Source organism: Campylobacter showae CC57C (genome assembly GCF_000344295.2).
Taxonomy (GTDB): domain Bacteria; phylum Campylobacterota; class Campylobacteria; order Campylobacterales; family Campylobacteraceae; genus Campylobacter_A; species Campylobacter_A showae_B.
In genome coordinates this window covers 1-11687 of sequence record NZ_AOTD01000054.1, presented here as the reverse complement: position 1 = coordinate 11687, position 11687 = coordinate 1, and the positions used below count along the sequence as shown (strand labels likewise).

General features: G+C 45.9%; 12 protein-coding genes. 3 read left to right on the top strand and 9 right to left on the bottom strand.

The window, feature by feature from the left end:
* From H740_RS02235 to H740_RS02225, 3 genes are all read left to right on the top strand, one after another.
* Positions 1-648, top strand: a 648-nt coding sequence (locus H740_RS02235; RefSeq protein WP_002950858.1) for an ABC transporter ATP-binding protein, incomplete at its 5' end; no start/stop codon positions are given.
* 9 nt (positions 649-657) lie between these two features.
* On the top strand, positions 658-1662 hold the full coding sequence (locus tag H740_RS02230; RefSeq protein WP_002950856.1) for an ABC transporter substrate-binding protein: 1005 nt from the start codon (positions 658-660) through the stop codon (positions 1660-1662).
* 126 nt (positions 1663-1788) lie between these two features.
* Positions 1789-3822, top strand: a complete 2034-nt coding sequence (locus tag H740_RS02225) for an ATP-dependent helicase (RefSeq protein ID WP_002950855.1) — start codon at positions 1789-1791, stop codon at positions 3820-3822.
* Positions 3823-4040: 218 nt separating this feature from the next.
* On the opposite strand, the gene H740_RS02220 is transcribed toward H740_RS02225, so the two are convergent.
* From H740_RS02220 to H740_RS02180, 9 genes are all read right to left on the bottom strand, one after another.
* Positions 4041-5477, bottom strand: coding sequence for a Mur ligase family protein (locus H740_RS02220; RefSeq protein WP_002950854.1), 1437 nt, complete (start codon positions 5475-5477; stop codon positions 4041-4043).
* A 274-nt stretch (positions 5478-5751) separates the two neighbouring features.
* Complete coding sequence (locus H740_RS02215; RefSeq protein WP_002950852.1) at positions 5752-6924, bottom strand: alpha/beta fold hydrolase; 1173 nt, start codon at positions 6922-6924, stop codon at positions 5752-5754.
* Positions 6924-7154, bottom strand: coding sequence for a type II toxin-antitoxin system Phd/YefM family antitoxin (locus H740_RS02210; RefSeq protein ID WP_002947827.1), 231 nt, complete (start codon positions 7152-7154; stop codon positions 6924-6926). The genes H740_RS02215 and H740_RS02210 overlap by 1 nt, the downstream gene beginning before the upstream one ends.
* 421 nt (positions 7155-7575) lie before the next feature.
* Positions 7576-8610: a D-alanine--D-alanine ligase gene (locus H740_RS02205; protein ID WP_002950849.1), complete on the bottom strand. Its 1035-nt coding sequence runs from the start codon at positions 8608-8610 to the stop codon at positions 7576-7578.
* 13 nt (positions 8611-8623) lie between these two features.
* Positions 8624-9178: a Holliday junction branch migration protein RuvA gene (gene ruvA / locus H740_RS02200; protein WP_002950847.1), complete on the bottom strand. Its 555-nt coding sequence runs from the start codon at positions 9176-9178 to the stop codon at positions 8624-8626.
* Between the two features lie 28 nt (positions 9179-9206).
* On the bottom strand, positions 9207-9770 hold the full coding sequence (locus H740_RS02195) for a hypothetical protein (protein WP_002950845.1): 564 nt from the start codon (positions 9768-9770) through the stop codon (positions 9207-9209).
* Positions 9767-10699, bottom strand: coding sequence for an MlaD family protein (locus H740_RS02190; RefSeq protein WP_002950844.1), 933 nt, complete (start codon positions 10697-10699; stop codon positions 9767-9769). The genes H740_RS02195 and H740_RS02190 overlap by 4 nt, the downstream gene beginning before the upstream one ends.
* On the bottom strand, positions 10689-11432 hold the full coding sequence (locus tag H740_RS02185; protein ID WP_002950834.1) for an ABC transporter ATP-binding protein: 744 nt from the start codon (positions 11430-11432) through the stop codon (positions 10689-10691). The genes H740_RS02190 and H740_RS02185 overlap by 11 nt, the downstream gene beginning before the upstream one ends.
* The coding region (locus H740_RS02180; RefSeq protein WP_002950829.1) for an ABC transporter permease at positions 11433-11687 on the bottom strand (255 nt) is incomplete at its 5' end.

Sequence of the window (11687 nt, the reverse complement as noted above, 5' to 3'; positions counted from 1 at the left end):
GTTTTTAAGACAATTTTGGGATTTTTAAAGCCATTTGGCGGAGAAATTTTAGCAGACGGGCGAGATTTTTTCGCTTTAAACGATAAAGAGCGAGCAAAAATCGTTAGCTACGTGCCTCAGGCTCACACTCCGCCCTTTGCTTTTAAGGTTTTAGACGTCGTTTTAATGGGGCGCTCGCCCTATATCGGAACCTTTGAAAATCCAAGCGCAAAGGACGTAAAGATCACCCTGCAAAAGCTTGAGATGCTAGGAATGAGCGAATTTGCGGATAAAATTTACACCGATATCAGCGGCGGCGAGAGGCAAATGGTCTTAATCGCAAGAGCTTTAGCACAGAAAGCAAGCACCGTGATGCTTGACGAGCCCGCCTCAAATTTGGACTTTGGAAACCAAGTAAAAATCCTAAAAGCCGTAAAAGAGCTAGCGGCAAACGGACATAAGATCATCATGACTTCGCACTTTGCCGAGCACGCTTTTTACATAGACGCTAAGGTCGCACTTTTAAAAAGAGATCAAAGCATAATCTACGGCAGCGCGCACGAAGCGATAACGGATGAAAATTTAAGGCTCGCTTACGGCGCCGATATAAGAGTAGTAAAAAACGAGATCGAGGGCAGAAGCGTCTACTCCTGCGTTCCGATCATTTAAGGAGAAAAAATGAGAAAGATTTTGGCGTTTTTGATTTTGGCGGTTTGTATCTTGCAGGCGCGTATCGTCGTGGACGACGGCGGCAAAGAGGTGCAAATCCCTGATAACGTAGAACGCGTAACGCCGATGATAGGAGCATTTACGCAGATGAGCGCGATGCTAACGGGTGAAGATAAAATCATCTCGGGCGCAGCGCGGCTACCAAAAATGATGAGTAAAATTTTCCCGAAAATAAAAACGATGAATAACGTCAGCGGCTCGCTAACAAGCAGCGCCGAGACAATAATCGCCTCAAATACGCAGGTAGTTTTTGGGCCCGTCGGTATGATATTTGACGAAAATCAAAAGGCGCAGCTAGAAGCCGCCGGCATCGCGGTCGTAAATATAAATAAATTTAGCAACGCTAGCGAGATAAAAGGCGCTGTTAGCAAAATAGCCGAAATTTTAGGCGGCGATGCGATAAAAAAGGCGGAAGAATTTAACGCATATTTTGACAAAAATATAAAATTTGTAAGCGAGAAAGTACAAAATATCAAGGATAAAAAGCGGGTTTTGGCCTTAAATTTTAACTCAGGAAATTTTAGCACGATCAGTAGCAAAGATATCGGCGCGGAGTACATAAAAATCGCCGGCGGAATAAATTTAAGCTCTCAAGATAACGAAGCGGACTTTAAAATCTCAAAGATGATAAACGAGGAGCAAGTTATTATCTTTAATCCCGATATAATCATAACCAATTCGCGCGAAGGCAAGGAAAAGATCTTAAATAATCCTGCGTTTGCAAAACTAAAAGCGGTCAAAGACGGCGCCGTATTCGTCGTGCCTAGCGGAGTTTATCTGTGGAGCGTGCGCAGCGCCGAGGGTGCTTTGCAGCCGCTTTGGCTAGCTAAAATCTTTTATCCCGAAATTTTTACCGACCTAAATTTAGAAGACGAAGTCAAAAAATTTTATCTCAAATTTTACCGCTACGAGCTAAGCGATGAGGAGCTAAAAGAAATACTAAATCCAAAATAAAAACCGCTAAATTTTCGCCTCGCTTTGCAAACGCGGGGCAAATAAATTTAGCCCTCGCTGCTTTTGCGTTTTTATAAATTTAAGCCCGTTTGGGTATAATCTGGCCTTTTAAAACGCGAGGAAAATATGCCCCTTTCAAAACTAAATCAAGAACAATACGCCGCCGCGACCGCTCCTGCCGGACACAATCTAGTTATTGCCTCTGCCGGCACCGGCAAAACCAGTACCATCGTCGCACGCATCGCTCATCTGCTAAATTTAGGCGTAAAGCCCGAGAAAATCCTGTTGCTAACCTTCACCAACAAGGCCGCGGCCGAGATGATAGAGCGATTAAATAGGCATTTTGATAAAAAATCACCCTCGCGCATCACGGCGGGCACCTTTCACTCGGTTTCTTATTCCCTGCTTAAATTTCTAGAAAAACCGGTTACGCTAAAGCAGCCAAGCGAGCTAAAAACGCTGCTAAAATCGCTCGTCGAGAGGCGCAAATTTAATCACCTAAGCGACGTCAAGCCATACGGGGGCGCATATCTTTACGACGCGTATTCGCTGTTTCAAAATTTAGCCCTAAAGCAGACTTTTGGCGAGTGGCTAAAGGAGCGAAGCGACGAGCAAGGCGTCTACGCCGAGATTTACGAGGACGTTTTGCGCGAATTTGAGGAGGAAAAGAATAAATTCGGCTACGCGGATTTTAACGACTTGCTTATCAAAATGCGTAACGAACTGAGAAAAGGCGCGCCGCTAAAATTTGAGGAAATTTTAGTCGACGAGTATCAGGACACAAACTCGCTGCAAGGCTCGCTAATCAGCGCCTTTGAGACGAAAAGCCTTTTTTGCGTCGGGGATTTTGACCAGAGCATTTACGCATTTAACGGCGCAAACATCGAGATCATCGGCTCGTTTAAGGACCGATTCGCAGACGCCAAAATCTACGCGCTAAACATCAACTACCGCAGTAGCTCCGCGATCCTAGCCCTTGCCAACAAAGTCATCGCAAACAACCCGCGCCTTTACAAAAAAAAGCTAGTCGTCGGTCGCGAGGGCAAATTTACCTCGCCAAAGCTACTAGTTTACAACGAGCTTTTCGACCAATACTCAAACATCGCGCAGGTTATCGCCGTTAGCAAATACAAAAAAGAAAACATCGCCATCATCTTTCGCAACAACTCAAGCGCCGACGGCCTAGAAGTCGCGCTGCGAGAGCTTGGTATCGGCTCTAAGCGCAAGGGCGGCGTGAGCTTTTTTGAGAGCCGCGAGGTGCGCGCCGCGATGGATCTGCTTGGCATCCTCATCAACCCAAAGGACATCATGGCCTTTATCCACGTGTGCGAATACGCAAAAGGCGTAGGTGCGGCGCTTAGCAAGGAGATTTTTGAAGTGCTAAGCAAGGTCGGACACGGCGACGTCGTTCGCGGATTTTTGCAACCTGACGATAGCGTGGAGGCCTTTGCCAAAAAGACTAAAAACTACCAGCTGGGGCTTTTTGACGAGCTTGACGAGGTCGGGGAGAAGTCGCGCTTTGCTAAATTTAACTTTAGCGAGAAATTTTTCGCGCACCCGATTTTAAAAATGCAAAAACTAAGCGAGAGTGGCGGGCAGTTTTTGTATGAAATTTACAACTTTTTAAGTGCCGCCAAACGCCACTCGCGCCCGACATCGCTGATAGAGGATCTTAAAAACAGCAAAATTTATACCCTCATCGCCGACAATCTTGCGACCAAGCGCGCCACGCAAAAAAACGGCAACATAGACGAAACTCTAAAAAAAGAGGCTCTAGAGCGCATCGCGGGCAAGCTAGAGGTGCTTGGCGAACTAGCCAAAAACTACTCGGAGGCGGAGAAATTTTATAACTTTATCACTCTGGGCAGCAGCGAGATGAGCAGCGGCGAAGGGGTAAATCTGCTAAGCGTGCACGCCTCAAAGGGGCTTGAATTTGACCTCGTTTTCGTAGTCGATCTCGCGCAAAATCGCTTCCCGAACCTCAAACTCATGAGCATGGGCGGCTCGCTCGAGGAGGAGCGGCGGCTCTTTTACGTCGCGGTCACGAGGGCGCGCGACGAGCTGATTTTAAGCTACGCCAAATACGACAAAATCAAAAAGATAAACTACCAGCCCAGCCAGTTTTTGATCGAGGCGGGGATGGCGAGCGCGGGGATTTAAATTTAACTTCAAATTTGGGGTTAAATTTGAGTCGCTTAAATTTAGCCGTTCTATTTTTTAGCCCGTCGCAGTCGGTGCTTAGCATAACCCGCACCTTGAAAATGCATTTTTTTAAATCAATCTCCGCCGATGTGAGCGGATAAAATCTCAAATCAAATTTGAGCAGCTAGAAGCGCCGCCGCTAAATTTGACTGCGCCTTCCAAACCAAATTTGCCCCCTACATAAAGCTTGGCGCGTCGTTTGAAAAAAGGATCAGATCGCCCGCTTTGGTGTTTTGCGCCAAGGCTTCTTGCATTTTTGATTTGTCCTTGATGACGATGACTTTTGGCCTACTTAGGTGCTTTAGCAGCGCGACGGCGTTTAGCGAGCTTGTTAGCATAACGATATCAAAGGTTTTGTTGATGATCTTGCTTAGTTTTTCGTTCTCCTCGTCGCTGCTCTCCATGATGCCGGGCGTCACAAGCACCTTGCGCCCTTCGTAGCTGGCGACTAGCTCGTAGCTCGCGCTCATGCCGTTAAAGTTACCGTTAAAGCCGTCGTCAATGATAATTTTGCCGCCCGCGTCAATGCGCTCAAGTCTGTGCTCGACGTTTTTTAGGCGCGAGAGGGCGGAGGCGACCCTAGCCTCGTCTAGTCCCAGATATAGCGCAGTTTTGACGCAAACGGCTAGGTTTGCAGCGTTAAATTTACCAAGTAGCGGCGAAGCAAATTCCCTCTCGCCAAGCTTAAATTTAACCCCATCCAGGCTCGCCTCAACGCCGCTTAGGTCTTTGTCGTAAATTTCTATCTTTTCGCCCTCGTTTGCCTGCGTACTGCTGTGCACGAAAGCCTTTTCTAAGCGCTTTGAGCCAAGAGCCTCAAGCTTCGTGGCGCGGATATTTTCAAGCGTTTTAAAGTACTCGATATGCTGCGCGCCGATCTCGCCGACGATAGCGATGTGCGGGCTCAAAAACTCCGTGATCTGTGCAATGTCGCCTTTTAGGCGTGCGCCCGCCTCGGCGATATATATCTGCGTACCGACAGCAAGCTCGTTGTTTACGTCTTGGACGAGGCCTGCTAGCGTGTTTACGCTGCGAGGTGTTTTGCGGCAAACGAAATCGTTTTTAAGCAGCTCAAATAGGAAATTTTTGATGCTGGTTTTGCCAAAACTCGCAGTTATCATGATGATTTTGAGCTCCGGCATCGAGGCTAGCTTTTTGCGCGCGCTGTTTTCGTAGGCTTTAAATTTAGCCTTTTCCAGCAAAAAGCTAATCGCAAAAGAGAGCACGAGCGGCAGGACGACGCCTAAATTTACGCGGTACTGCGTTACTATATAAACGGCGTAGCTAGCGATAACGGCGAGCGCTAAGATAACAAAAAATCGCTTGACTCGCGGAGTAAAAACCAGCTTTTTATCGAGTTTTTTATGCCAAAGAGCGAGGCTTGGCACCAGTGCAAAGTAAAAATAAATCCAGAAAAATCGCTCCGCCCCGTAAAAAAGCACGATCGGCACGATAAGGAAAAACACGTGCCACAGCGGCCTAGTGAAGTGAAACAGCACGCGCTCAAACTTGTAGGAAAACCACTGAAGGCAGGTGATGAGATAAAATCCCAGCGCAAACGTAAATAAAATCTGCGTCGCGGCAAGGCCGATATTTATGAGGGTTTCGTTCATTTTTTCTCCTAGGTTCGTTTGAGGCGGGCTTTCCCTGCCGCTTTTTCCAAAATTGACATTTTTCAGTTTATTTTTTTAGGCTTTACGGAAATTTTGATAGTTTTTCCGTTAAATTTGAGAGCTAAATTTAAACGCCCTGCTTTATTTTTGTGCCGTAAAATGTAAATATTTATCAGCCGAGATTTTACAGATTTTGGGCTTAAATTTAGCTCGTAAATTTGATGTAGGCCTGCCAAGCCTGCATAAATTTATACTGATATCGTAATCCAAGGCGCTAGCTCAAATCAAACGTTTGTTGCACAGGCTTTTTGGGGCTTTTTTGATCGCCCGGCTCATCTTTTGGTAAAATTTGATTTTGCTCGTCGCCGATTAAAACGCTATTTTTGAGTTTCGATTGATTTTGCGCGATTTCTTGCCCGTCAAACAAATTTTCTTTAAAAACATTTTTTGCAGAAATTTGACCGTTTTCGTCACTCATATCGTCAAGTTGCGGGTTTTTATCGGCAAAGATGCTATTTTGCGATTGCTCATCAAAGAGGCTATTTTGAGAGATGGTTTTTGCGCTCGCCTCTAAATCCGCACGAGCAGGTTCGGCCAAATTTTGCTCGGTCTCATTTTTAAGATCGCCATTTTTGTCGGTGCTCTCGATTTTTTCGCTCAAATTTTCACGGTTTTTCGGACTTAAAATTTTAACGCTCTCGATACCGCTTTCATCGTCCAAATCCGCAAAATTTAACCCCGCGTTCACGACGCCGTCGATGTAGCGCGCATGGAGTAAAAAGAAAAAATGATCGCCCTTGAGTGCGTGAAATTCGCTGTTTTTGATGAGGCGACTCACGCGTTCGCCGCTTTTTAGAGGAGTGGCCTTATCTTCCTCACCCCAAAATATAAACGCCCTGCCGCCAAAGTCCGCAAATTTAGAGCTAAAGTCCTCGTCGACGACGTTTTTTAGGGTCTCATACATCGTTTTGCTCATGCCTTTTACGTCTTTCGTGGCGAAAAATTTGTATAAAAATCCAAGGCCTAACAGCTTTAAAAACTTAAACAAAGCGATCTTAAATCGCACCCAAAGCGGCTTTTTAGCCACGATGCCGGCCGAGCTTAAAAGTGCGAGATATTCAGGATTTAGCAGGGTTGCGACCTTACCGCCGAAGCTGTGTCCAAAGACGATTTTAGGGCTCGCGCCAAGCTCGTCTAAAAAGGATTTCATGATTTTTGCGTAGTCTTTCGTCGCTAGCGCTCCGTGCATACTGCTCGCGCCAAAGCCCGGCATATCGACGTAAACGTGCCGCAAGTCCTTAAAATACGTGCCGAAAGCCTTTTTCATGATCTCTTTGTTTGCACCCCAACCGTGCAAAAATAGCGCGACATCCTTATTTGCGGGATTTACGGTCTCGTAGCTGATGCGGTAAATTTTGCCGCCGTATTTTACCTCTTTGACCGCCATTATTCGCCGCTTCCGGCTCGTTTTTTAGCCTCATATATGCTTTGGAGCACCTCGACAGCCTCGCATAGGCGCTCATACTCGCCCATATTTAGCAGTACGGCTTCAAATTTATTATTTTTGACGATCACGGCACGCTTCATCTGCGCTTTGCCGACTTTACCTAAAACGGCGCTAAAATTTCGCACCACTTCGGTCGCCGTGTAAATTTCATCTTTGCTAAAAGTAGTCATTTCTGCTCTTTACGTAAAATTTTACGTAAAATATAGCATATTATCTTTAAATTCAAATTAAAATATAATGGCCCATTATGTTCTTTAAAATTTATTTTAGAGCGTTTTATGTTTTTAGAGTGAAATTTGCGAGTATATAAAAGACGAGGTAGTAAAATTTGATGAAAGTAGCGGCTTCGTCAAATAATAAAGCGAGTTAAATTTGACCTAAATCGGCACTTTAACGCTATAAAATGTTGAAAAATAAGCCGCACTTTTACCTAGCAAGCGTAATAATCGCTAAATTTCAAAACTACCGACCAAATTTATTAGCGATACGATAAAGCGCAAAAATTTAAAAAGCCGCCAAAAACAATCCGTTTAAGGCGGCAACTAAACGTCAAATTTAGCAAATTCAGGCGCGCAAAAAGCCGACGCCTCTTTACAGCTTGCCTTTCGCCGACGTTATGGAGTTGATAAATCTGTAGTCGATATTTATCTCGCGTTCTTTTGGCAAGCTTGCGGCGAGTCGCTCCAGCGTCCCCTCAAAGTCGTCAAATAGATAATTCGCCATACTGCCCGGGTTTGGATTTATCTCGTTTAGATAGACTCCGCCGTTTATCTCAAAAAAGTCGCAGCGTATCAGCGCCCCGTCAAAGCCGCAGTTATAGATGCGCTCAAAGCTTTGTTTTAGCTTGGCGGCTAGCTCTGCGCTGATATCGGCCTCGCGCGCCCTGCTCTCGTTTGAAAAGCTCATGTATTTTTGCTCGTAGTCTAGAAACTCCTTCTTTTTAGGCTCTTCGATGATGGAAAATTTGATCTCGCCGTCCGCCTTGCAGCCTGCTAGATTGTACTCCTTTACGCCTTCGATAAATGGCTCGACCAAGATCTCTTTGTCAAATTCGTACGCCACATCTAGGCCGTATTCTAGCTCACTAGCATCTTTTATCACGCTTACGCCGATTGAGCTTCCTAGGCGAAGCGGCTTTAGGATCACTGGTAGTGGCAGGCTAGGTGCCTTTTTTCTGCTTACAACCTCGTAGTTTAGGGTTTTTACGCCTGCTTTTTGCGCTAGCAGTTTGGTTAGCTCCTTGTTGTAGCTTAGCGCGCTAGCCTCGACGCGAGGGCCGATATAACTAAGGCCGTAAAACTCGAGCAGTGCCGCGATCTTGCCGTCCTCGCCGTCCATGCCGTGGACTAAATTTATAAACACGTCCGCCTCGATCTTTTTCTCGCCAAGCAACCCGCCCGCGAAAAATCCGCCCTGCTTAAGAGTGAGCTTTTTGGCATTTTTATACTTGCCAGAGCTAAAGAAATTCGCCTTCATATCGGCGCCGTTTATCAGATAAAATTCTCTAAATTTATCGCAAAATATAAACAAAGGCTCGTTTTTTAGCACCTTTTTTAGGGCTATGGCGCTCACGATACTGATCTCGTGTTCGTAGCTTTTTGCGCCGAATATCACAGCAAATTTCATATTTTTTCCTTTTTTATGCTAGTTTTTTTAGGGCTTGTTTGATTAGTTCGCCCGTATTTTGCGCGTCGCACTCGCTAAGCGCCTTGGTTATCTTTTCTCTTTTAAAGCCAAGACTCTCCAGAGCCAAGATCGCTTCGTGCTGATGGCTAGGCAGATTTTCATCCATCGTCATCTTTGCGTCGCTAAGTTCGGCTATGATGCGTCTAGCAGTCTTTGCGCCGATGCCCGGTACCGTTTGTAGCGCCGCAGCGTCTCCGCTTTTAACCGCGTTTAAAAATGCGTTCGGATTTAGGCTCGAGCACACCGCCATCGCCGTCGCCGTGCCGATACCGCTTAGTTTTATCAGCATCTCAAACATCTTTTGTTCGCCCGCGTCTAAAAATCCGTAAAGCAAATCCGCATCTTCGCGGATGATCTGCGTGATGTTTAGCTCCACGCTCTGGCCTCGCTCGAGCTTTGCCGAGCAAAAAAGCGAGATAGCTACGCCGTAGCTCACGCCGCCGGCTGTTTTTAAGATGAGATTTGCGGGCTCTTTTTTGGTTATCACGCCCTCGATCGCTTTTATCATCGTTTTCCTTTAAAATTTGCGATTATCTCTAAAATTTGATTAATTCTTGCAAAAATTTATCCGTAACCTCGCTAAAGGCGGCGTTTAGCGCCTTCATCGCGATTTCGCCCTCGTCCGCGCCTGCGTCTTTTTGCGAGCTTAGTACGACGCTTTTTAGCTCCTTGCCGTCTTTAAAAAAGCTAAATAACATCGAAATTTGCGCTTTTTTATCTTTGATTTGAAGCGTGAGTAAATTTGATTTTACGCTTATGTCTGCGTTTTTAAAAGAGGGCTTAAACACGCACTGATCGCTCACGGCTATGATCAAATTTCTCCTAGCCATCTCGCTTGGGAGCGCTAAAAATTTGATATTTTTTAGCGGACGGATCTCGCCGTTTGCGTCTATCTTTAGGACTTCGCGGCTCTCGTACGCGCCAAAAACCCGCACCTCCTCGATAAAAACCGTTTTTTCGGGTTTGTTTACACACTCTTTAAATTTATCTTCCGTGCCGCCTAGCATAAAATAATTCGTCCTAGGCGCAGGCTTTGCCAAAACGCTACATCCGCTAAAAAACAGCGCCGACGCGGCTAAAACCGTGCTTAAAATTTTCATTTTTCGTCCTTTTTCTGCGTGTCTTTAAAGAAAAACTCGTACGGGTTGTCCTCGAGTCTAAAAAGGGTATTTCTAAAATCCGAAATGAGCTTTTGGAAGCTTAGCAGAGTCCTTTCCGTCTCGTCGCTAAGCGTATTTAGCGCGCCCTTTACGTCGTATTCGCCGCTTTTTATTTTTTCCGAGATCGCGGTTTGTAGATTTTTTAGCGCTTGCGCGGCGTCTGCGGCCTTAGTCGTAAACGAATTTACGAACTCAAGCGTGCCCGAGGCGTTTTTTAGCGCTTTTTTTAGCTCGTTTAACGTCAAATTTGCATTTGCCAAAACCTCGTTGGCATTTGCTATAGTCGCGTTTATATCGAGATTTCCGGCATTTATTTTTTTCATCGCTTCATCGGCAGAAACTAGGATAGACGAAAATTTAGCCGCGTTTTCGTCGCTTAAAAATTTATTGATATTTTTAAACGTCGACTCCAAATTTTGCGTTAAATACTCTGCCCTATTGCCTATTTTGTCAAAAAAACTCGCCTCAAGTCCGATGTAGGCCTTTTCGTTTTTATCAAAGAGCGGGCTATCCATGCTGCCGCGAGAGATATTTAGGTAGCCGATGCCAGTGATGCCCTGTATCTCCGCAGACGCCGTGCTATCGATTCTTATCGGTATGTCTTTTCTCACGGAGAGTTCAAGCTCGATGAGAGCCTCTTTTTCGTCGGCAAAGCGGATATCCTTGACGCTGCCTGCGTCTACGCCGATAAATTTGACCGTGGAGTCCTTTTTGATGCCGCTTGGCAGGCTTGTAGTTTTGATGAAATACGACCTGTAATCATCGGCCTTTTTCCCGTATCCGCCCAGCCACCACGCCGCGATACCTAGCGCGCTCACTACTAGCACGAAAAAAATGCCTATCAAAGTATAATTTATTTTATTTCCCACCGTTTTTCCTTGTTTTTAAAAGCTCTTCAAGCGGATTTTCGGGCATTTGCATCAGCTGCTCAAAAGTCCCCTCGAAGGCTATCTTTTTATCCTGAAGTATCAAAAATCTATCTAAAATCGTGCAAATACTGTCTATATCGTGCGTCACCATCACGACCGTGACGCCAAGCGTATCTCGCAGCTCGACCACCAGCTCGTCAAACGCCCGCGCGCTACTTGGGTCAAGGCCGGAGTTTGGCTCGTCTAAAAACAAAATTTTAGGACTCAGCACCAGCGCTCTAGCCATCGCTACGCGCTTTTTCATACCGCCGCTTAGCTCGCTTGGGTATTGTAGCGCGACATTTTCGCTAAGGCCTACTTTTTGCAGCCAAAACATCGCTATCTCGCGCATCGATCGCTCGCTCATCCCGCTATACTCTTTTAGCAGGATGTAAATATTTTCCAGTACGTTCATCGAGGTATAAAGCGCGCCAAACTGAAACATCACGCTGCAAGCGAGTTTCATCTCCTGCCTAGCCACCTCGTCTAGCGACCACAGATCGCGCCCTAACATCTCGACTTTGCCGGCGCTTGGTTCTTTTAGATATATCATCGTTTTCATCAGCGTCGATTTGCCCGTGCCGCTACCGCCGAGTAGCCCGTAAATTTCAGCCTCGTTTACGTGGAAATTTAGCCTGTCGTGGATCACTCGGTCGCCGAATTTCGTCGTTAAATCAGTTGCTTTTATTATCATTTATATGCCTAGCTGCGTGAAAATAATCGAAAACAGCGCGTCCACCATGATCACGCCAAATATCGCATTCACCACGCTCACGGTCGTATATGTGCCCACGCTTTGAGTATTTCCGCTGATCTGAAAGCCTCTCATGCAGCCGATAAACGCGATCACGACGCCAAAAAACGGAGCCTTAAAAAGACCGACGTAAAGATGCTTTATGTCCACCTCTTGGCCAAACCTCGCTAGATAGCTATCAAAGCTAATATTTAG

Bases quoted from the DNA above. Each gene is read 5' to 3' on its own strand.
- H740_RS02195 (WP_002950845.1), bottom strand. From the start codon at position 9,770: ATGAAAATTTTAAGCACGGTTTTAGCCGCGTCGGCGCTGTTTTTTAGC.
- H740_RS02185 (WP_002950834.1), bottom strand. From the start codon at position 11,432: ATGATAATAAAAGCAACTGATTTAACGACGAAATTCGGCGACCGAGTG.
- H740_RS02220 (WP_002950854.1), bottom strand. From the start codon at position 5,477: ATGAACGAAACCCTCATAAATATCGGCCTTGCCGCGACGCAGATTTTA.
- H740_RS02205 (WP_002950849.1), bottom strand. From the start codon at position 8,610: ATGAAATTTGCTGTGATATTCGGCGCAAAAAGCTACGAACACGAGATC.
- H740_RS02225 (WP_002950855.1), top strand. From the start codon at position 1,789: ATGCCCCTTTCAAAACTAAATCAAGAACAATACGCCGCCGCGACCGCT.
- H740_RS02210 (WP_002947827.1), bottom strand. From the start codon at position 7,154: ATGACTACTTTTAGCAAAGATGAAATTTACACGGCGACCGAAGTGGTG.
- ruvA (WP_002950847.1), bottom strand. From the start codon at position 9,178: ATGATAAAAGCGATCGAGGGCGTGATAACCAAAAAAGAGCCCGCAAAT.
- H740_RS02230 (WP_002950856.1), top strand. From the start codon at position 658: ATGAGAAAGATTTTGGCGTTTTTGATTTTGGCGGTTTGTATCTTGCAG.
- H740_RS02215 (WP_002950852.1), bottom strand. From the start codon at position 6,924: ATGGCGGTCAAAGAGGTAAAATACGGCGGCAAAATTTACCGCATCAGC.